Source organism: Halosolutus amylolyticus (genome assembly GCF_023566055.1).
GTDB classification, from domain to species: Archaea; Halobacteriota; Halobacteria; order Halobacteriales; family Natrialbaceae; genus Halosolutus; species Halosolutus amylolyticus.
Window position 1 is genome coordinate 289,074 of record NZ_JALIQP010000001.1, and the last position, 20,753, is coordinate 309,826.

General features: G+C 63.7%; 13 protein-coding genes, 2 tRNA genes and 4 rRNA genes. 13 read left to right on the forward strand and 6 right to left on the reverse strand.

Annotated elements, in window-relative coordinates:
• The first annotated feature begins 40 nt into the window (after positions 1-40).
• The 11 genes from MUN73_RS01455 (at position 41) to MUN73_RS01505 (ending at position 11,381) form a co-directional block, all read left to right on the forward strand.
• The gene (locus MUN73_RS01455; RefSeq protein WP_250138676.1) at positions 41-1,174 is read left to right on the forward strand and encodes a YhjD/YihY/BrkB family envelope integrity protein; all 1,134 of its coding nucleotides are present in this window, start codon (positions 41-43) and stop codon (positions 1,172-1,174) included.
• A gap of 107 nt (positions 1,175-1,281) precedes the next feature.
• On the forward strand, positions 1,282-1,692 hold the full coding sequence (locus MUN73_RS01460; RefSeq protein WP_250138677.1) for a DUF7988 family protein: 411 nt from the start codon (positions 1,282-1,284) through the stop codon (positions 1,690-1,692).
• 96 nt (positions 1,693-1,788) lie between these two features.
• Positions 1,789-2,265, forward strand: coding sequence for a YbaK/EbsC family protein (locus MUN73_RS01465; protein ID WP_250138678.1), 477 nt, complete (start codon positions 1,789-1,791; stop codon positions 2,263-2,265).
• A gap of 177 nt (positions 2,266-2,442) precedes the next feature.
• Positions 2,443-3,039 carry a hypothetical protein gene (locus MUN73_RS01470; protein ID WP_250138679.1) on the forward strand — a complete coding sequence of 199 codons (597 nt, stop codon included), beginning with the start codon at positions 2,443-2,445 and terminating at the stop codon, positions 3,037-3,039.
• Between the two features lie 357 nt (positions 3,040-3,396).
• Positions 3,397-4,554, forward strand: a complete 1,158-nt coding sequence (locus MUN73_RS01475) for a metal ABC transporter substrate-binding protein (protein ID WP_250138680.1) — start codon at positions 3,397-3,399, stop codon at positions 4,552-4,554.
• Positions 4,551-5,291, forward strand: coding sequence for a metal ABC transporter ATP-binding protein (locus MUN73_RS01480; RefSeq protein WP_250138681.1), 741 nt, complete (start codon positions 4,551-4,553; stop codon positions 5,289-5,291). The genes MUN73_RS01475 and MUN73_RS01480 overlap by 4 nt, the downstream gene beginning before the upstream one ends.
• A gap of 1 nt (position 5,292) precedes the next feature.
• On the forward strand, positions 5,293-6,306 hold the full coding sequence (locus tag MUN73_RS01485; RefSeq protein WP_250138682.1) for a metal ABC transporter permease: 1,014 nt from the start codon (positions 5,293-5,295) through the stop codon (positions 6,304-6,306).
• 72 nt (positions 6,307-6,378) lie between these two features.
• Complete coding sequence (locus MUN73_RS01490) at positions 6,379-8,475, forward strand: acetate--CoA ligase family protein (protein WP_250138683.1); 2,097 nt, start codon at positions 6,379-6,381, stop codon at positions 8,473-8,475.
• Positions 8,472-9,608: a phosphotransacetylase family protein gene (locus MUN73_RS01495; protein ID WP_250138684.1), complete on the forward strand. Its 1,137-nt coding sequence runs from the start codon at positions 8,472-8,474 to the stop codon at positions 9,606-9,608. The genes MUN73_RS01490 and MUN73_RS01495 overlap by 4 nt, the downstream gene beginning before the upstream one ends.
• Before the next feature lie 523 nt (positions 9,609-10,131).
• On the forward strand, positions 10,132-11,004 hold the full coding sequence (locus tag MUN73_RS01500) for a transcriptional regulator FilR1 domain-containing protein (RefSeq protein ID WP_250138685.1): 873 nt from the start codon (positions 10,132-10,134) through the stop codon (positions 11,002-11,004).
• Between the two features lie 83 nt (positions 11,005-11,087).
• A complete protein-coding gene (locus MUN73_RS01505; protein ID WP_250138686.1) occupies positions 11,088-11,381 on the forward strand; it encodes a PRC-barrel domain-containing protein in 294 nt (97 codons plus the stop codon).
• On the opposite strand, the gene MUN73_RS01510 is transcribed toward MUN73_RS01505, so the two are convergent.
• Positions 11,378-12,826, reverse strand: coding sequence for a DHH family phosphoesterase (locus MUN73_RS01510; protein ID WP_250138687.1), 1,449 nt, complete (start codon positions 12,824-12,826; stop codon positions 11,378-11,380). The two genes, MUN73_RS01505 and MUN73_RS01510, sit on opposite strands and share 4 nt — an antisense overlap.
• Before the next feature lie 149 nt (positions 12,827-12,975).
• Here MUN73_RS01510 and MUN73_RS01515 point away from each other — a divergent pair.
• A tRNA-Lys gene (locus tag MUN73_RS01515) sits at positions 12,976-13,049 on the forward strand.
• A gap of 677 nt (positions 13,050-13,726) precedes the next feature.
• Positions 13,727-14,248, forward strand: a complete 522-nt coding sequence (locus MUN73_RS01520) for a macro domain-containing protein (RefSeq protein ID WP_250138688.1) — start codon at positions 13,727-13,729, stop codon at positions 14,246-14,248.
• Between the two features lie 689 nt (positions 14,249-14,937).
• On the opposite strand, the gene rrf (MUN73_RS01525) is transcribed toward MUN73_RS01520, so the two are convergent.
• The 5 genes from rrf (MUN73_RS01525) to MUN73_RS01545 form a co-directional block, all read right to left on the reverse strand.
• Positions 14,938-15,059 (reverse strand): 5S ribosomal RNA (gene rrf, locus MUN73_RS01525).
• A 71-nt stretch (positions 15,060-15,130) separates the two neighbouring features.
• Positions 15,131-15,252: ribosomal RNA gene (rrf, locus tag MUN73_RS01530) — 5S ribosomal RNA — on the reverse strand.
• A 124-nt stretch (positions 15,253-15,376) separates the two neighbouring features.
• Positions 15,377-18,296 (reverse strand): 23S ribosomal RNA (locus MUN73_RS01535).
• Between the two features lie 223 nt (positions 18,297-18,519).
• A tRNA-Ala gene (locus MUN73_RS01540) sits at positions 18,520-18,591 on the reverse strand.
• Between the two features lie 153 nt (positions 18,592-18,744).
• Positions 18,745-20,219: ribosomal RNA gene (locus MUN73_RS01545) — 16S ribosomal RNA — on the reverse strand.
• Together the 16S, 23S and 5S rRNA genes with 1 tRNA gene alongside form the textbook arrangement of a ribosomal RNA operon.
• Between the last annotated feature and the right edge of the window lie 534 nt (positions 20,220-20,753).

Below are 20,753 nucleotides of genomic sequence, written 5' to 3' on the forward strand. Positions count from 1 at the left end.
AAGCCAGTCCGCTATCGGTCCACCAGTCCTTCAACGTGACATGACGCCCGCGATTCGCGGCGCCGTACCGTTCGTCCGAGGGGTCGTGGCCGGGATCCAGGAGAAGAACGTCCCGTTCATGGCCGCCAGCATCGCTTACCAGGCGTTCATATCGCTGATCCCGTTGCTCGTGCTCGTGTTCTTTCTCGTCTCGATCGTCGGCGACGAGCAACTCGCGACCGAAGTCGGGGCCGCGACGGAGGGCTTTCTCCCCGAGAGCGGGCAACTCCTGCTCGAGAACGCGATCGAGGACTCGCCCGCGACCGCTGGCTCGTCGATCATCGGGCTGGTCGTCGTCCTGTGGGGGTCGCTGAAAATTTTTCGGGGCCTCGACACCGCGTTCTCGGAGATCTACGGCTCGACGGCGGAGAACTCGTTCGTCGATCAACTCAGGGATGCGCTGATCGCGTTCGGCGCGATCGGGATCGCACTGCTGGCCGCCGGCGGGGCGAGCGTCGTGTTCGCGTTCTTCCCCGACAGTCTCTTCGTGGGATTCCTGAACCCGATCCTGCTCGTCGTCGGCCTCACGCTCGCGTTCCTGCCGATGTACTACCGCTTCCCCGACGTCGACCTCTCGGTCCGAGAGGTGCTCCCCGGCGTCGTCGTCGCGGCCGTCGGCTGGGCGATCCTCCAGTCGCTGTTCCAGGTGTACGTCTCGTTCGCCAGCGACTCGGAGTCGGCCGGTCCGGTCGGCGCGATCCTGCTGGTGCTGACGTGGCTGTACTTCGGGGGCCTGATCCTGCTCTCAGGGGCGGTCGTCAACGCGACGTACGCCGGCCGGATAGACCTCGACGACGCCGATACCGGGACCGGCACCATCGACTCCGCCGATCGGGAGCCGTCGGCCGCGTCGATCGACCGGGAACGCGATCGACTCGCCGAGCGGGCCACGGACCTCACGCGGGAACGGAACAAACTGCGCCAGGACCTGGCGGCCCAGCGCGACCGGCGGTACGAACTCGAGGACCGCGTCGATCGACTCGAACGGACGACGCGCGAACTCGAACAGGAGAACGAGGCCCTTCGGCAGCGGCTCGAAACCCGTCGCGATCCACCGTGGAAGCGATCGGTCCGCGCGGTACTGGGCCGAATCGGGGTCCTTCGCGTCGGGACGATCGAAACGCGGTCCGAGTAGCGCGAAGCGTCGCTCCCGAGGAGCGATCGACGTGCGGGCGGAGGCGCTGCGACCCGGCGGGATCGGGAGTCGGGACACCTTAGTAACTCGCCGTCACAGCCTGTATCGTGTCGTATCCGGTACGGGCCGCTCGCCAGCGGATCGAAGACGAGCACGCGGCGGTCGTCGCGGGGATCGACCACTGTGCGGACCAGGTCGCCGCCCCGTGGGATACTGCTCGAACGACCGATCCCAGCCGGGTCGCCGACTCGCTCGGCAGCGCCCTCGAGACGACCGGACTGCTCGAGCGACTCACGGTCGTGCTCGCCGACGCGGTCGACGCGACCGGCCACGACCTCCAGGCACGGCCCGTCCCGGGACCGCCGTACGTCGTCGTAACGAGTCGCGGACCCGTGCTCCGGGCCACGATCGAACCCGGCAGGCTGGTGATCCGGTTCGACGTCTTCGAGGTCGTGCGCGACCCGGGGCCGGCCTATCACCGTCTCGACGGGATTGCCGTGGACGTAGCCCTCGAGTGACGTTTAGTTCGAGCGGCGTGCGGCGACGGATTCACGTGTCGGGACCGTGTGACCGATCGGCATGGTTTTTTGTCGCGGGGCAACCACTGTGAGCCGATGCATCCACGCGCAGCCAGTTTCGCCGAGCAGGCACGCGAGGCGCACGGGTTCGATCCGGCGGTCGAGGAGTTCACAGAGGGGACCAAAACGGCGGCGGACGCGGCCGACGCGATCGGTTGCGACGTCGGCCAGATCGCCAGTTCGCTCGCGTTCGACGTCGACGGCTCGCTCGTCGTCGCGGTGACCAGCGGCGCGAACCGGGTCAGCGAGGGCGCGCTCGGCGAGCACTTCGGGACGACGGCGGATGCCGTCTCGATGGCCGATCCCGATCGAATCAGCCAGACGCTTGGCTGGTCGATCGGCGGCGTCCCGCCCTTCTGCCACGAGGAATCGGTGCCGGTGATCATGGACGAGACGCTACTCGGCTACGATACCGTCTGGGCAGCCGCCGGGACGCCGGAGGCCGTGTTCCCGATCGATCCCGAGACGCTACGCGAGTACGCCGGCGCGACGCCTATTTCAGTGACAGCCTGACGTCCTCCCAGGGCTAACGCCGTAGATTTTCGCCCCGCTGTAAGACCGACGCTTCGGCGTGTTGCTAACGGCTCGTGCGCACTCGCCCAGATACTATTATCTCTAACTCTATCGTTGGCCAGATTTAATAATATCGTTAGTTCTATTAGTAACTGATCGCAAGAGGCTGTCGTACCCATGACCGAAGACACGCACTCCGCATCCCGTCGAAAGTTGCTCGCAACGTCCGGATCGATCGCGCTGCTCGGCGTCGCCGGCTGTCTCGGCGACGACGAGGACAGTGCCAACGACGACGACGATCACGACGACGACCACGGACACGACGACCACGACGAAGACCACGATCACCTCGAGATCGAAACGTTCGACGTCGTCGATCGGAACACCGGTGAGGTCGTCGTCGACGTCCACGGCGATCACTGGCACGGCGATCCGCTACTCGTTCCGCTCGGCGACCACCGCTCGTTCGAGGCGCACGTCGAGGACGATCACGGCGACGAAATCGTGTTCGGCGACGACGAAGAGTACACGCTCGACGTGCGACTGGTCGACGGTGCCCAGGAGATCGTCGAACTGGAATCCCACGGCAACCATCTCGACATCACTGGCGCGGAAGCGGGCCGGACGGAGATCGTCTTCCAGCTCCGGCACGGCGATCACGCCGACTGGGAGTCGCCGATGCTCGAAACGGAAGTGGTCGAAGATATCGACGATCACGACCACGACGAGGACCACGATCACGACCACGACGAGGACCACGATCACGACCACTGATCTGGCGACGACACTGGCGACGTAGACGGCAGGCCTCCGGTGCTGACACCGTCGAGTGACCGTCAGTGAGGGCGAGGGCGTACCGCACGGATCGTCGCCCGCGATTTCCGGTGAGTCGCGCACCGGCACGGCGGGCTTCCGGACGTGCCGCTGGACGGCACGCTCGAAATCGAGGGCGTGTTCGAAGCCGACGCGGACCCGATCGGGCATCTCGTCCCGACCGTTCCCGAGGGACTAGTAACTGCCCGCCGTTATTCGGCCACTTATTGTTAACCTGGACAACCCCTACGGTCATGAGTTAATAAAATTGGTGGGGAGGATAATAGCACTTTTAGTCGGTCGGCCGTAGATACGGGTATGAAGCTAACACGGCGATCGGTGCTCCAGGGGAGTGCCGGCGCGCTCGCTGCGGGTGGATTCGCTGGCTGTCTCGACGACGTCGCGCAGGGAGCCGACGGCGTCGAATCGGGGTACGCGGCCTTCTTCACGCTCTGGGACTGGACGCAGCAGGTAAGCGGAGACGCGGCCGACTTCGAGAACCCGGTTCCGACGGGGAACATGGGTCACGGCTGGGAGCCGGAGGGGGACCTCGTCACGGACATCGCCGCGACTGACGCGTTCGTCTATCCCGACACGCCGGAGTTCTCGTGGACCCAGGACGTGGCAGCGACGCTGGAAGCCGATTACGACACCGTCGCGGTGATCGACGTGCTCGACGGACTCGAGGGCGAGATGCTCGAGTGGGATCACGATCCGGCCCACGACGACCACGAGGACGGCGGGCACGATGAACACGACGACCACGACCACGAGGAGGAAGACCACCACGAGGACGACGGCCACGACCACGAGGAGGAAGACCACCACGAGGAGGAAGACCACCACGAGGACGACGGCCACGACCACGAGGAGGAAGACAACCACGAGGACGACGGCCACGACGACCACGACCACGGCGGCAACTACGACCCGCACGTCTGGGTCGACCCGGTCCTCGCCCAGGACCTCGTGGCGAACATCGCGGACGGACTGGCCGAAGCAGATCCCGACAACGCAGACACGTTCGAGGACAATGCGGCCACCTACACCGATCGGCTCGCGGACCTCGACCAGCAGTTCCAGACCCTCGTCGACGACGCCGAACGGGACGTCGCGGTCCTCGCGGGTCACGACTCCTACACGTATCTCGAGGACCGGTACGGGTTCGAACTGCACTCGCCGAAAGGCGTCTCGCCGCAGGACGAACCGACGCCCGCCGAAATCTCCGAGACGATCGACCTCATCGACGAGGAGGGGATCGACACGATCCTCTACGACCCCTTCGAGTCGTCCGGCGCGGACGACCTTCCGACCCTCGCGGCGACGATCCTCGAGGACAGCGATGCGACCGATGCGATGCCGGTCTCGCCTGCCGCGGGGACCCTCGCGGAGTGGGCCGACGACGACTGGGGGTACGTCGAACAAATGCAAGAGATAAACGTCCCGGCGTTCAGAGAAGCACTTGGAGCACAGTGACCGCAGTCGTTACCATCGATGACGTAACGTTCGCCTACGGCGAGCAGCCTGCAGTCCGGGACGTCTCGCTGATCGTCGAGGAAGGCGACTTCCTCGGGCTGATCGGCCCCAACGGGTCGGGCAAGACGACCCTCCTGCACCTCATGCTCGGCCTGCAACGCCCCGACAGCGGCTCGATCGAACTGTTCGGCGAGCCGGTCACCGAGTTCGACGAGGGCGAGCGAATCGGTTACGTCTCACAGCAGGCGACCAGCCGCGGCGGGACGATGCCGGTGACCGTCCGCGAGGTCGTCACCATGGGCCGGTTCGCCCACGCGGGCCACGGGCGACTGACCGACGAGGACCGCGCGATCGTCGACGACGCGCTCGAAACCGTCGGCATTACCGAGCTGGCCGATCGCCGGGTCAACCAGCTCTCGGGCGGTCAGCGCCAGCGGGCGTACATCGCCCGTGCGCTCGCCTCCGAGGCGGACCTGCTCGCGCTCGACGAACCGACCGTCGGCGTCGACGCCGAGTCGCGGGACGCCTTCTACCAGTTGCTGGAGTCGCTCAACGAGTCCGGGATCACGATCATCCTGATCGAACACGACATCGGCGTCGTCACCGACCGGGCGAACCGGATCGCCTGTATCAACACCGAACTGTACCACCACGGCGACACCGAATCGTTCGTCGAGAGCGACGCGCTGGCCGAGGCCTACGGCTCGACCGGACAGGTCGTCCACCACCACCACTGACATGCGCCGGAACACGAAACGCCGGATCGAACTCGTCGGAATCGGCCTCACCGGGCTGCTTGCGGCCCTGATGCTCGCCTTCCTCGTCCTCGACTACCTGCGAGCGTATCCGTACGCGTCCGCGCTGTACGAGCAGTTTCGCCTCGCCGGCCTGATGCTGGATTCGGCCCTCGGGACGAACGTCTTCTACCATCCGTTCATGTGGCGATCGCTCGCGACCGGCGTGTTAGTCGGTATCGTCGCGCCGCTCGTCGGAACCTACCTCGTCCACCGCGAGATGGCGCTCATCGGCGAGACGCTCGCCCACACGGCCTTCGCCGGCGTCGCGATCGGTCTCCTGTTCAGTTCGACGACCGGCTGGGGCGGCTCCCTGCTGCTCTCCGCGCTCGTGGTCGGGATCCTCGGCGCGCTCGGCGTCCAGTGGCTCGCCGAACGGACCGACACCTACGGCGACGTGCCGATCGCGATCATGCTCACCGGGAGCTTCGCCGTCGGAACGCTCATCATCAGCTACGGCCGCGGGCTGACGGGGATCAACATCAGGGGCTTCCTCTTCGGGAACCTCTCCGTCGTCACGCCGGCCGGCGCGCGGATGATGGCCGTTCTCAGCGTCCTGGTCGTCGCCGTCGTCCTCGCGACTTACAAGCAACTCCTGTTCATTACGTTCGACGAGCAGGCGGCCCGCGTCGCCCGCCTCGACGTCACCTGGTACAACACGCTACTGATCGTGATGACGGCCGTCGTCGTCGTCGGCGCGATGCAGATCCTCGGCGTCATCCTCGTCGCCGCGATGCTCGTCGTCCCCGTCGCCGCCGCGACCCAGATCGCCGGGAGCTTCCGCGAGACGCTGTTGCTCTCGATCCTGTTCGGCCAGCTCTCGATCGTCGGCGGCTTCGCCATCGCGATCTCCCAGAGTCTTCCCGCCGGCGGCTCGATCGTCGTCGTCGCGATCGGGTTCTACCTGCTCGCGATCCTGGCATCCGGTCGCTCGGCGGCGGCGATCTCGACGCACTAGCCCGGGTCGATCGTCCCCAGTCGGTAGGAACAGGGCGCACGTTTAACACCTTTCTCGGCCAATTTCCACCCGATGGGACGGTTATCCGAACTCTTTGCACCCGAGACCGTCGCCGTAGTCGGGGCGACAGATCGCGAGGGCGCCGTCGGCCGGGCGATCCTGGAGAACCTGCAGGACGACTTCGGCGGCGAGGTCGTCCCGGTCAACCCCGCCCGCGACGAGGTGCTCGGTCTCGAGTGTTATTCGGACGTGACGAGTGCACCGCCGATCGACCTCGCGGTGGTCGTGGTACCACCCGACGTCGTGATCGAGACACTGCGCGAACTCGGCGAGACCGGCACCGAGAACGCCGTCGTGATCACCGCCGGCTTCTCCGAGACGGGCGGCGAGGGGGCCGAACGCGAGCGACGGCTCCGTGAGGTCGCCGCCGAGTACGACCTCAACGTGGTCGGTCCCAACAGCCTGGGGATCATGTCGACCCCCGCCGACATGAACGCGACCTTCGGCCCCGAGAACGCCCTGGACGGGTCGATCTCCTTTATGAGCCAGTCGGGCGCGTTCATCACGGCCGTCCTCGACTGGGCCAACGAGCAGGGGATCGGCTTCCAGGACGTCGTCTCGCTGGGCAACAAGACGGTTCTGGACGAGACCGATTTCGTCCGCGAGTGGGGCGACGACCCCGAGACCGACGTCATCATCGGCTATCTCGAGGGGATCGACGACGGCCACGAGTTCGTTCGTGCCGCCCGCGAGGTCACCGACGACACGCCGATCGTCCTCGTCAAGTCCGGCCGGACGGACGCGGGCGCGCAGGCGGCCTCCTCGCACACCGGTGCGATCGCCGGGAGCGAGCGCGCCTACGAGACCGGCCTCGAACAGGCCGGCGTGATCCGGGCCCGATCGGTCCAGGAACTGTTCGACTACGCGCGGGCGCTCTCGGGGCTCCCACAACCGGATTCGAACGGCGTCGCCGTCGTCACCAACGCGGGCGGACCGGGGGTCCTGACCACCGACGCGATCGGCGACTCCTCGCTCTCGATGGCCGACTTCGCCGACGAGACGGTCGACGCGCTCGCGGAGGCGATGCCCGACGAGGCCAACGTCTACAACCCGATCGACGCGATCGGCGACGCCGACGTCGAGCGGTTCGGCGAGGCGCTGGACGTCGCGCTCGCCGATCCCAACGTCGGCAGCGCGGTCGTCGTCAGCGCGCCGACAGCGGTGCTCGAGTACGACGACCTCGCCGAAACCGTCATCGAGAAGCGCGAGGCCCACGGGAAACCCGTCGTCACCTGCCTCATGGGCGGCCAGCGCGCCCGCGCCGCCGAGGAGGTGCTTCGGGACGGCGGCATCCCGAACTACTTCGATCCCGCGCGTGCGGTAGCCGGACTGGACGCGCTGGCCCGGTATCGCGACGTGCGCGAGCGGACGATCGACGACCCCACCGAGTTCGACGTCGATCGGGAGCGGGCCCGCGAAATCCTCGGCCGGGCGGCCGAGCGCGACACGAACCGCCTCGGCGTGGAGTCGATGGATCTCCTCGACGCCTACGGCATCCCGACGCCGGCCGGCGAGATCGTCGACGATCCCGATCGCGCCCGCGAGGTGGCCGCGGGAATCGACGGCGACGTCGTCATGAAGATCGTCAGCCCGGACATCTCCCACAAGTCCGACATCGGCGGCGTGAAAGTCGGCGTCTCGGAAGCGGACGTGTACGACGCCTACGAGGACCTCGTCGCGCGGGCGCGCAATTACCAGCCCGACGCGACGATCCTCGGCGTCCAGGTCCAGGAGATGCTCGACCTCGAGGCGTCGACCGAGACGATCGTCGGCATGAACCGCGACCCGCAGTTCGGGCCGCTACTGCTGTTCGGACTCGGCGGCATCTTCGTCGAAATCCTGGAGGACACCTCGGTCCGCGTCGCACCGATCGGCGAGGACGAGGCCCGGGCGATGGTCGACGAGATCCAGTCGGCTCCGCTGTTGCGCGGCGCCCGGGGCCGTGAACCGGCCGACGTCGATGCGATCGTCGAGACGGTCCAGCGGCTCTCGCAGCTGGTGACCGACTTCCCCGCGATCCTCGAGATGGACATCAACCCGCTCGTCGCGGGGCCGGACGGCGTACAGGCGATCGACCTCAGACTCACTGTCGACACGGAGGAACTATGACCGACCCAGACACCACCGACGACGCCCAGACCGACGGACAGCACGACGACAGCGCGACCGACGACCCCGACGCCGTCATGATCAGTTCGCTCGAGGAGAGCACCGGCAAGACCGCGATCACGCTGGCCCTGGCTCGCCTCGCGGCGGCCGACGGCGACAGCGTCGGCTACATGAAGCCGAAGGGGACGCGACTGGAGAGCAACGTCGGCAAGACGCTGGACGAGGACCCCCTGCTCGCCCGCGACCTCCTCGACCTCGACGCCGAGATGCACGACCTCGAGCCCGTCGTCTACTCGCCGACGTTCGTCGAACAGGCGATCCGCGGCCGCGAGGATCCCGACGACCTGCGGGATCGAGTGAAAGAGGCCTTCGAGACCGTCGCCGCGGGCCACGATCGACTCTTCGTCGAGGGGGGCGGCCGGTACGACATCGGCGGCATCGTCGACCTCACCGACGCAGACATCGCGGACGCGCTCGACGCCCGCGTCCTGCTCGTCGCTCCCTTCGAGGTTCCCGGCGACGTCGACGACCTCCTCGCCGCCGTGCGGACGTTCGGCGATCGACTCGACGGCGTGATCTTCAACGACGTCCCCGACGCGGCCTACGATCAACTCGAGACCGACGTCGTCCCGTTCCTCGAGGGGCGCGGCGTCTCGGTGTACGGCGTGCTCCCGAACGAGCGGGCGCTGTCGGGCGTCACGGTCGCCGAACTCGCGGACGAACTCGGTGCCAGACGGCTCGTCGAGGCCGGCGACGACGCCTACGTCGAGCGGTTCTCCGTCGGTGCGATGGGCGCGGACAGCGCCCTGCGTCACTTCCGCCGGACGAAGGACGCGGCGGTCATCACCGGCGGCGATCGCGCGGAGATTCACGCGGCCGCACTCGAAGCGCCCGGCGTTCGCTGTCTCATCCTGACCGGTGGGCACCGACCGTCCGGCGCGATCGTCGGCCAGGCGACCGAGAAGGGCGTCCCGATCCTGTCCGTCCAGACGGACACGCTCACGACCGTCGAACGGGCCGAAGACGTCGTCCGCAGCGGCCGTACCCGGGACGAAGAGACGGTCGATCGGATGGAACAGTTGCTGACCGATCACGCCGCAGTGGACTCGATCCTCGAGCGCGATCGCTCGTAGCCGCTGTACCGCGGTCCAGACCGGACCAATGCGTCGGCCGATGCTGTCCGGGAGGGCTGGAGGGTCGCCTCGGCGGCGGATCGACGCAGTGGCCGCTCGACGCGGCGATCGACGGTCGAGGACGATCGACCGGTGGTCGTATCGATGCGACTGGCGTAGCGGTACTGGATCTCGAACGGCACCAAATAGCTCCCCCGGAACGTCCGATCCGGGCAAATCGGCCGTCCGGGGTCGCGCCGGTTGTCAGAGGCACCCCGGCACTCGATCCGTTCACCCCCCAGTCCTATACCCTCATTCGTCGAAACGATTTCTACCGGATGAGTAATCATATATAATTCTTTCCTACATTTAAGTATTCTACCGCCGAACGGGGACGGACGCCGATGCCCGCTCCGCCCCGCGATCTCCGGTTAGACGGTCGGTTCGGGACGGCGAATAGTGCGCTCGCACGATCGGCCGGTCACGGGTCGGGACGACATTCTGGCCAAGAATTATTTACATCATCGTTACATGAGTGCCGACAATGGGTACCGAGGGGGATGAGCGGGCAGTACTCGAGACGCTTCATCGGCGGCACGCGCTGTTGCAGCGACTCGCTTCCGAACCGGCGCGCCCGCCCGGTCTCGCCGACGACCTCGGGTCGGCACGATCGACGATCGAGCGAGGGCTGGCGGAACTCGAGGCAGTCGACCTGATCGAGCGCGTCGACGGGCAGTACCGGACGACGCTGGCTGGCGAACTCGCGCTCGCGGAGTTCGACCGCCTCGTCGATCGGGTCGGGGACGTCGCCGGAGCGCGGTCGCTCCTCGGTTCGCTGCCGGCCGACGCGACGATCGACCCACAGTTCATCGACGGTGCGATCCTCGCCCTGGCGGATCGAGACGGCAGGGGACCGATCGGCGTCGAGACGGGACGGGTCGACACCCTCCAGGTCCACCCGGCAACGGCGCTCGATCGGGTTCTTGGGGCCGGGGCCCACCACCGCGTCTACGTGCCGTCGCTCGACACCGCGCTCGTACAGACCTGCGCCGAGTCGATCCGTTCGGGGTCGACGGCCACGGCGATGCTGTCGAGCGACGCCGTCGAGGGCCTGCTCGCCGACGCACGGGACGCGACCGCCGACGCGATCGCGACCGGGCGACTGCGACTCTTCGAGACGACGATCGAACTGCCCTACGCCCTCGTCGTCGTCGAGTTCGAGGACGGCGGCGCGGCTCAGCTCCCGTTCGACCACGATCGCGATACCGACGCCATCGCGATGCTCGTCGTCTGCGAGAACGGGTCGCTCTGTGGGTTCGTCACGAACGACGACGCGGCCGCGCTCGAGTGGGCCACCAGGAAACTCGCGTCCATCAGAGCGACCGCGAACGAACTGGCACTCACGGATCGTACCTGACGGCCGCCGGGACGGTACCGTTCGAACGGCGTGACTGTCACGTCTGACCAAGAACTAAGAGTCAGGCGCGCGTGGGCCCTGATATGGACGACACACCCCAGGAAATCACCTCCCTCGTCGGTCGTGAGGTCTACTCGAACAACGGCGTCTTCGTCGGCGAAGTCGAGGATCTTCGCCTGAACGTCGACGGTCGAACGGTCACGGGGCTCGCACTCGGCAGCCTCAACACGGAACTGTTCTCGGACGAAGCACGGAGTGGACAGGGCGTCATCGTGCCCTACCGCTGGGTCCGATCGGTCGGCGACGTCATCCTGATCAACGACGTCGTCGAACGCGTCCGCGAACCGGACGAGGAAGAGAGCGAACTCGTCGCCTAACTGCCGTTCGATCCTTCCGTCCCCTCGACGCCCATCGCGTCGAACAGCGTCCGCTTGACGGCTTCTTCGGTCAGTTCCAGGAGCGTATCCCGCGTGTCCTCCGAGATCTCGATCCCGGTGAAAATGCCCAGCGGGATCTCCGCGCTGGCCTGGGTCGAGTGGCCCGCGGTCTCGCCGATCTCGCCGTAAGCGTCGTCGAGCACCTTCCCAATGTTGATGCGGATGTCCTTCGATCGCCCGGCGAGGAAGATCGTCTCGTCGGCGATACCGAACACCGCCGTCGTCGTGACGCCCTCGAGATTGAGCAGGTGGCTCGCGGCCTGGGTCAGCGCCTCGCGATCGCGGACGAAGCCCGCGTTGGAGACGAGGTGGCTCCCCTGGACGTCCCGGTTGGCGATCGCTTCGGCGAGCACGTCCAGCGTCTCGGGGGACATCGACGGCGACTCGACCTGCTCTAGCGTGTCGTGGTTCGCGAACGGGTAGAGATACGCCGCGGCGGTGAGGTCGGCGGGTGTCGTGTCGCGTTTGAAATCCAGCGTCTCCGCGCGGATGCCATAGAGGAGGGCCGTCGCGACCTCCTCGGAGACGTTCATGTCGAACTCCTGGATGTACTTCGTCATGATCGTCGACGTCGAGGACATGTTCGGCCGGATGTCGACGAACTCGGACTCGTACTCCTCGTCCGGTTCGTGGTGGTCGATGACGATGTCGATCGGGAGATCCATCTCGGTCGACGTCGCGTGATCGACGAGCGCGACGGTGTCGTAGATCGATCGATCCTCGACCTCGTCCCACTGGACCAGGTCGATTCCCAGGAGGTTGACGAACGCGCGATTCTCCTGGTGGCCGACGTCACCGAGGTAGATGATGTCCGACTCGATCCCGAGGTGGTCGGCGACCGCCTGCAACGCCGCGGCGCTGGCGATCGAGTCCGGATCCGGACTGTCCTGGGTGACGATCGCCAGTCGCGTTCCCGTCTCCTCTAGCAACTGGGCGAGTTTCCCCGCGTTGTACTCGAGTTCCCCCGACTCGAGCGCCCGCAGGGCCGACTCGGCGATGACCGACGACGGGTTGATGACGATGTCCGCGCCCAGTTCCTCGAGTTCGTCCCCCGAGACGGGATCGCTCGCGCGCGCGACGACGAACTGGGTCCCGTTCTGCGTCCGGATGTTCTCGACGGCGTGTTTGTTGGCCTCCACGTCGGACGCGAGAATCAGGACGACGTCGCGATCGGCGACGAGGTCGGCGGCCTCGGGTTCCTGGATGTCCGCCGTCCGCGCGTCCAGATCCTGGTCCCGGAGCGATTCCACGCGACTCTCGTCCCGATCGACGATCAGGACGTCTTTCCCCTGTTCGACGAGTTCCTCCGCGACGGCGTAGCCGACGCTCCCACAGCCCAGAATAGCGTAGTCAGAGATCGACGAGATCGTAACCCCCGTACTCATTGACAGAGTGGTCGGACCGGCCGCACTTAACGCTCCCGAAGATTGGTACGTTTCGAGACCGATCGCCGATCGTGGGGGTTTGTCCCGCCCTGTCACGCCGTCTGCCAAGGGAAACGTATTTCAATCCACATCCGAAAGTCGGTAGTACAGGGCCGGTAGCTCAGTCCGGCAGAGCGTCTGACTCTTAATCAGACGGTCGCGTGTTCAAATCGCGCCCGGCCCGCTTTTGCCACGAGCAAATCCGCGAGTGGCAAAACGGCCCCGCGATTTGAAGTAGACCAGAAAGGCGCAGCGGAGCGAGCATTTCTGGGCGTAGTTCATAATCGCGCCCGGCCCGCTTTTGCACCGAGCAATCACGTGAGGAGCAAAGCGGCTAGCGTGATTTGAGCTAGCTGAGTCGCAGCCCGCACAGCCGAACGGAGTGAGGCGAGCAGGAACGTCTTCCCGTAGTCACAATCACTCCCGGCCTGTTTTTTCCGCGCAAGCTCGCGAGTAGCATACCGGTCACGAGCGTCGTGATTCGTCTGTGCGCCTGGGCGGAAACGAGTGCACGCGTGACAGTGCACGGGGCAGAGACGGCACGTGATACGCGGGTGTGTGTTACGAGGATACACGCTCGGACGCGACCTGCACGTCACGTCGAACGGGAACATCGTTCGAGTGAACTGAATCGACTCGCACACCGGTTCGAGAAGTGGTGATGCCGGGGCGTTCCTTTACAGATCGGTATCCGCAGAGTGGCTCTTCCATCCAGTAATCCTCCAGATTCGTTCACCACCCTCGCGGATGTAAACGTCCCCATTTCCCACCCTGCGTCGGGTAAGACCACGATGCGATACTCACCGTTCAGCTGCTCAACATCCGACTGGATTTTAGGAATCGCATAGTGAATCAACGGATATGGACTTCACCACCGTTCAGGGCGATATTGCGAACCAGGAGGCCGACGCCCTCGTGAACGCAGCGGGTACCAGTCTCCGAATGGGAAGCGGCGTTGCCGGTTCGTTGCGTCGAAACGCAAACGGGCCGATCAACCAGGAAGCGATGGAGAAGGGACCGGTCGAACTCGGCGACGTCGCCGTGACCGACGCCTACGATCTCGATGCCGACTACGTCATTCACGCAGCCGCAATGCCACACTACGGTGATGGCCGTGCGACCGACGAGAGCATCCGAACCGCGACGCGACAGTCGCTCCAGAAAGCCGACGAATTGAGCTGTGAATCGATCGTGATGCCGGTCCTCGGCACCGGTGCCGCCGGATTCGACTTCCGCGACGGAGCCCAACTCGTCTGTGAAGCGGTCTGGAACTACGAACCGTCGTCGGTAACCGACGCTCGCGTGATCGCGTATTCCCAGCGAGAACACGACGAACTCGAATCGATCGCTGACGAGATTCGATCGACGTCGAAAGAGTCATAGAATCGTCCAGGCATCCCGTGCGGCCGCTCCACTTCGTCCCGTCCCGGGAACGGTCACGACTGTGAGACGACCCAGCACGATCGCGATCAGGGAGACACCGAACGGTGCCTGCCACGAGAGAGTCCCCAACGCACTGTCGACCAGCGGTCAGGCCGCCGACGGTATTAACACTGCTTCGCGTTCCGAGCGCGCGATCCATCCGCTGGCACTCGTAGAGGTAGTAGATGAGCGCCGTGATGGCGGTGTGAAGGCCACACCGCCACCCAGGACCGCCCACGTGGCAAAGCGCCTCTAGAAGACGGATCCGAGAACCGCCCACGAGACGAGCAACGAACGAATCGATACACAGCCCGGCCCCGCGTCACCAGTCGCGTACAGGGACAACCGACGGCGAAGACGGGCGGCGAGGACCGATCTCGTCGAGGAGTGCGCCCGCTTAGGCTGACGAGAACGATGAGTGCGCCGTGGTCGTGATGATGCGGCCGGCACGCGACTTCGAGACTCGACTGGATCGCCGACACGATCGGTCCGAGGATGGCCCCGGCCAATCACCGTCGGCGTCGCCGAAGTCAGGATGGCCCACAGTGTTGCACGCGTCTCCGACGACTCCGTCATCTGGCCGCACTCACGAGGGAACCGACGACACGGTTGTGGTTCTCACCAGTCGCTGTGGTGCATCTGAATATGAATAGGAGCGGCGAATCGAATTTCCCAGAGGATCTCTCACTCCAGTACTGATCGACACGCAGGCGAGCTTATCTGCCGTGTTCGGAATGGGTACGGGAGGGACCTCGCCGCTGTGGCCGCTGTAATGCCGATCGGCGGAATCGAACCGCCGTCAGACCACGATCGGTTGCGTTCGGCTGCTGAATGAAGTATGAGTGGTGGCGGCGAATCGAGTTTCCCAGAGGGTCTCCCACTCCAGTACTCACCGAAACGCAGGCGGGCTTATCTTCCGTGTTCGGGATGGGTACGGGAGGAACCCCGCCGCTGTGGCCGCCTTAACGCCGATTCACGGAATCGAACCGTGATCATGCCAATATCGGTGGCGTAAGACCGTTATGTACGTGTAGTCCAGTTAGCGCCCGGACCCGTTCTCGAATCACGGATCCAATGCGATGTAGTATGAGTGTGTGGCTCGATCGGTTAGTGCTCGCGGGCTCAACACCTCGTTGCCTCGGTGCGTACACCCCGAGTCTATCGAACTCGTCTTCTACGAGTGATCTCGGTGGTTCCTCTTTTCCAGGTGGGTTTCGAGCTTAGATGCGTTCAGCTCTTACCCCGTGGTGCGTAGCTGCCCGGCACGTGCTCTTTCGAACAGCCGGTACACCAGTGGCACCCATTCGTAGTTCCTCTCGTACTATACGAACGTTCCCGTCAGGAACCGTAACACCCCCAATAGATAGCAGCCGACCTGTCTCACGACGGTCTAAACCCAGCTCACGACCTCCTTTAATAGGCGAACAACCTCACCCTTGCCCGCTTCTGCACGGGCAGGATGGAGGGAACCGACATCGAGGTAGCAAGCCACCCGGTCGATATGTGCTCTTGCGGGTGACGACTCTGTTATCCCTAAGGTAGCTTTTCTGTCAGCAATTGCCCGCATCAAGCAGGCTAATTGGTTCGCTAGACCACGCTTTCGCGTCAGCGTCCGTCGTTGTGCCGGACACTGTCAGACTTCCTTGTGCTCTTGCGCTCTATCCCGAGTCTCCGACTCGGGTGAGGAAATCTTGGGGCGCGCCCGATATCTTTTCAGGCGCGTACCGCCCCAGTCAAACTGCCCGGCTACCAGTGTCCTCCGCCAGGAGTGAGAGTCGCAGTCACCATCGGGTAGTATTTCAATGCTGCCTCGGTGGCCCGCTGGCGCGGGTACCTGTGTAGCGGCTCCTACCTATGCTGCACAATGGCGACCACGTCTCAGTGACAGCCTGCAGTAAAGCTCTATAGGGTCTTCGCTTCCCCTTGGGGGTCTCCAGACTCCGCACTGGAACGTACAGTTCACCGGGCCCAACGTTGGGACAGTGGCGCTCTCGTTGATCCATTCATGCAAGCCGCTACTGAAGCGGCAAGGTACTACGCTACCTTAAGAGGGTCATAGTTACCCCCGCCGTTAACGGGTCCTTCGTCCCCTTGTAAGGGGTGTTCAGATACCCGCACTGGGCAGGATTCAGTGACCGTACGAGTCCTTGCGGATTTGCGGTCACCTATGTTGTTACTAGACAGTCGGAGCGCCCGAGTCACTGCGACCTGCCCCTTTGCGGGGCAGGCATCCCTTATTGCGAACGTACGGGACTAACTTGCCGAATTCCCTAACGTCGGTTACTCCCGACAGACCTTGGCTTTCGCCGCCACGAGTACCTGTGTCGGATCTCGGTACGGACAGTGTGCTCACCTTTTCACGGGCTCTAGGTTGACCTGACTTGCGCGATCCCGCCATTCGAACGCTTCGTGCCATTACGGCTTCCACGCTCTTCGACGGTTCGACCGGGCGAAAGCCCGGCTCAGGCGGCCCCAAAGCGTCGGCTTTGAGTGCACACTGGCATAGGAATATTAACCTATTTCCCTGTTGTCACACTCGAATTGCGGTGTGACTTAGGACCGGCTAACCCTCAGCTGATCAGCATTGCTGAGGAACCCTTACTCGTTCGGCCGTCGGGGTTCTAACCCGACTAACGCTGCTACTATGACCAGGATTTTCGTTTCTGAACGGTCCACACGACCTCTCGGCCGTGCTTCCACCCGAACAGAACGCCAACCTACGGGATCATCCTTTCACGGATGCCGCCAGGTCTCGGTGGTGGATTTGAGCCCCGATCATTTTCAGCGCGCCGAACCTCGGCCGGTAAGCTGTTACGCTTTTCTTAGAGGGTAGCTGCTTCTAAGCTCACCTCCCGGCTGTCTAGGGCTCGGCACCACTTTCGATCGCACTTAATCCACACTTGGGGACCTTAACCCAGCTCTGGGTTGTCTCCCTCACGGTACACAGGCTTACCCCGCGCACCGGACTCCCTGCGTCGAACGGCGTTCGTAAGTTCGGAGTTGGACAGGGGGGCGCACTCCTCTCGGAGTGCGGTCCCCCAATCCGTCGCTCTACCTCACGAACTACCTCGGCAGAGGTGATGCTTCGACATCTTTCGGTTGGAACCAGCTGTTTCCGGACTCGATGGGCCTTTCACCCCTAGACGTAGATCACGAGAGGGTATTGTAGGACACCAACTCTAACAGGCCTCCACGTGCCTTTCGGCACGCTTCACCTTGTCCACGCCTAGATCGTCCGGTTTCGGGTAATGCCCGTTTGACTCCCCGCGCTTGAACACGGCGGCCCTCGTCGTAAGACTGCGGCCATGTCGGTTTCCCTGCGCCTTCCCGGATAATCCGGTTAGACTCGTCAAACAGGCATACTCCCTGGTTCGTTTTTCAAAACGTACGACGGAACACCGGCTTCCCGTGCGTTCTACTACAGGTTCGCACCTGATTCGTTTTGCACGGGACCTTGTGTGCCCCGTCGCTCCATCGCCAACTGATTTCACGCCCTATTGCACCTCCCTTCTTGGGGTGCTTTTCAGCGTTCGCTCACGCTACTTGTTCGCTATCGGTCTCGAGGAGTGTTTAGTCTTCGCGGTCGATGCCCGCGGAATTCTCGAGGGATATCCAACCCCCGATACTCTGGAGCTGACGCACAGCGTACTCGTCGACGGTACGGGACTGTCACCCTGTTTCGTGCTCTGTTCCAAGAGACTTCGCGTCGAGTTTCGGCTGATGAGAGTCAGTCCGAACACCACATTGCCCGTGAAGGCTTCGGTTTGGACTGCGTCGCGTTCATTCGCCATTACTAACGACATCGCGTTTGCTTTCTTTTCCTGTCGATACTAAGATGTTTCAATTCTCGACGTTCCCCATTGCGCGAAGCAATTGCGGTGGGGATTCCCATTCGGAGATCCTGAGTTCTTCGCCTCCGTGCGGCTCCCTCAGGCTTTTCGCAGCTTGGCACGTCCTTCTTCAGCTCTCGAGCCGAGCGATCCACCAGCTGGCACAGTAGCCACGTTCATCGGATCGGCGATTGCGCAATGCAATCACGTAGTGACCCGGGAACGGGTCCAGTGGACGCCTGGACTACACGTACACACGGTCTCATCTGCAGGCCTGTAGACAGCAGGCCTGCATTAACCCTTCCCACCCACGCTTGCGCGGGATGGTGCATCGGTTATGTTCGGATTAGATCGAAATCGTCTGCCCCACTTAAGGGGCACGATTCGATCCGCTCCGAGACATGGACCCACAGGGATTCGAACCCTGGGCATCCTCCTTGCAAAGGAGGCACTCTACCACTGAGCTATGGGCCCACCCCTGCTGGAGTGACCAGCAGGGAGCAAACGTTAGCCTCGACAGTTCAAAGGTGCCCGATCGGCCGTGCGTGGTCGATCGAACGTGTGGGCCACTCGCTGTGACCGCAAATCGCGAAGGTGGGTCAGGCGCGTCGGCCTGATCCCGGTCTGTGGAGGTGATCCAGCCGCAGATTCCCCTACGGCTACCTTGTTACGACTTAAGCCCCCTTGCGGAGCCCAGATTCGACCGACGTTGCGTCGGCCTCATCCGGACCCCACTCGGGTGCTTTGACGGGCGGTGTGTGCAAGGAGCAGGGACGTATTCACCGCGCCCTTCTGAGGCGCGATTACTACCGAATCCAGCTTCATGCGGGTGAGTTTCAACCCGCAATCCGAACTACGACCGAGTTTCGGAGATTAGCGCCCCCTCTCGGGGTTGCATCCCACTGTCTCGGCCATTGTAGCCCGCGTGTCGCCCAGCACATTCGGGGCATACTGACCTACCGTTGCCCATTCCTTCCTCCAGTTTGGCACTGGCAGTCCTCCTAATGTACCCATCGACCACAAGGGTCATGCTGGCAATTAGGAGTGTGGGTCTCGCTCGTTGCCTGACTTAACAGGACGCCTCACGGTACGAGCTGACGGCGGCCATGCACCTCCTCTCAGTGGCTCCAGTAAGCTCATCAAACTGACCTTCACTGCACACTGTCGGTGCTGGTGAGATGTCCGGCGTTGAGTCCAATTAAACCGCAGGCTCCTCCGGTTGTAGTGCTCCCCCGCCAATTCCTTTAAGTTTCATCCTTGCGGACGTACTTCCCAGGCGGTCTGCTTCACGGCTTCCCTACGGCACAACACAGGCTCGTAGCCTGTGTCACACCTAGCAGACATCGTTTACAGCTCGGACTACCCGGGTATCTAATCCGGTTCGTGACCCGAGCTTTCGTCCCTCACCGTCGGATCCGTCTTCCAGAGGCGCTTTCGCCACCGGTGGTCCGTCCAGGATTACGGGATTTCACTCCTACCCCGGACGTACCCCTCTGGTCTTCCGGTCCCAAGCCAGTCAGTTTCCACCGGACGCCTCCCCGTTGGGCGGGGAGATTTCCCGACGGACTTGACTGGCCAGCTACGGACGCTTTAGGCCCAATAATAGCGGTCATCACTCGTGCTGCCGGTATTACCGCGGCGGCTGGCACCGGTCTTGCCCAGCACTTATTCGTACACCACCTTACGGTGTACAAAAGCGAGGACTATATGCCCTCGCACCTGGAGTCCCCTTATCGCACTGGCGTGCAGTGTAAAGGTTTCGCGCCTGCTGCGCCCCGTAGGGCCCGGTATCTTGTCTCAGATACCGTCTCCGGGCTCTTGCTCTCACAACCCGTACCGATTACTGGCACGGTGGGCCGTTACCCCACCGTCTACCTAATCGGCCGCAGCCACATCCTACAGCGCCGGGGCGTTTCGAGCTCTCCGCAGTTCCAGCGTGAGAGCCGTATGCACTATTAGCCTCAGTTTCCCGAGGTTATCGTGCTCTGTAGGGTAGTTTGGCCACGTGTTACTGAGCTATCTGCTACGAGTCTGAACTCGTGCAACTAGCATGGCTAAATCGGACTCCAATAGCAATGACCTCCGGCAGGATCAACCGGAATGCTATATTACTCCCAGTCCAAGACTGGGAGGGTCTGTTGGCGGTGAATGTTCGTACACACTCACACAGTTGGGTCCACACGTTCGATGACACAGATCGCGGACCGATCGGGCGTCACCGAACTGTCGAGGCTAACATCAGATCCCATCTGTACGGCGGACCGCAGGGGTAGGATCCTCATTTCCTTCGGATCTAAACGTAGGCCGTCTGGGGTACATAACCCCTTCGAACCTCGTTCGATCCGAGCGACGGAACGCGTCGAGCGTCCCGCCGTTCACATCACATCCGAATCCCCTCGTATACTTAAGGGCAACGGATCGTTTCCGCGCCGGAAATCGCATCCGGCGAGGACGTTCGCGATCCAGTCTGAGTGCCCAGGCACGTATAAGGGCAACGGATCGTCGTAACCGGCTGCGCCGGCCACGAGCACGATCCGAATCGAACGCCCGTACACGAATAAGACCGTCGGATCGAACCGACGATCGGAACGAGGGTGGATGCAGTGCCTGCCTCCGCGCTGGGACACAGCCGGAGG

Bases quoted from the DNA above. Each gene is read 5' to 3' on its own strand.
- MUN73_RS01500 (WP_250138685.1), top strand. From the start codon at position 10,132: ATGGGTACCGAGGGGGATGAGCGGGCAGTACTCGAGACGCTTCATCGG.
- MUN73_RS01455 (WP_250138676.1), top strand. From the start codon at position 41: ATGACGCCCGCGATTCGCGGCGCCGTACCGTTCGTCCGAGGGGTCGTG.
- MUN73_RS01475 (WP_250138680.1), top strand. From the start codon at position 3,397: ATGAAGCTAACACGGCGATCGGTGCTCCAGGGGAGTGCCGGCGCGCTC.
- MUN73_RS01505 (WP_250138686.1), top strand. From the start codon at position 11,088: ATGGACGACACACCCCAGGAAATCACCTCCCTCGTCGGTCGTGAGGTC.
- MUN73_RS01520 (WP_250138688.1), top strand. From the start codon at position 13,727: ATGGACTTCACCACCGTTCAGGGCGATATTGCGAACCAGGAGGCCGAC.
- MUN73_RS01485 (WP_250138682.1), top strand. From the start codon at position 5,293: ATGCGCCGGAACACGAAACGCCGGATCGAACTCGTCGGAATCGGCCTC.
- MUN73_RS01495 (WP_250138684.1), top strand. From the start codon at position 8,472: ATGACCGACCCAGACACCACCGACGACGCCCAGACCGACGGACAGCAC.
- MUN73_RS01510 (WP_250138687.1), bottom strand. From the start codon at position 12,826: ATGAGTACGGGGGTTACGATCTCGTCGATCTCTGACTACGCTATTCTG.
- MUN73_RS01470 (WP_250138679.1), top strand. From the start codon at position 2,443: ATGACCGAAGACACGCACTCCGCATCCCGTCGAAAGTTGCTCGCAACG.
- MUN73_RS01465 (WP_250138678.1), top strand. From the start codon at position 1,789: ATGCATCCACGCGCAGCCAGTTTCGCCGAGCAGGCACGCGAGGCGCAC.
- MUN73_RS01490 (WP_250138683.1), top strand. From the start codon at position 6,379: ATGGGACGGTTATCCGAACTCTTTGCACCCGAGACCGTCGCCGTAGTC.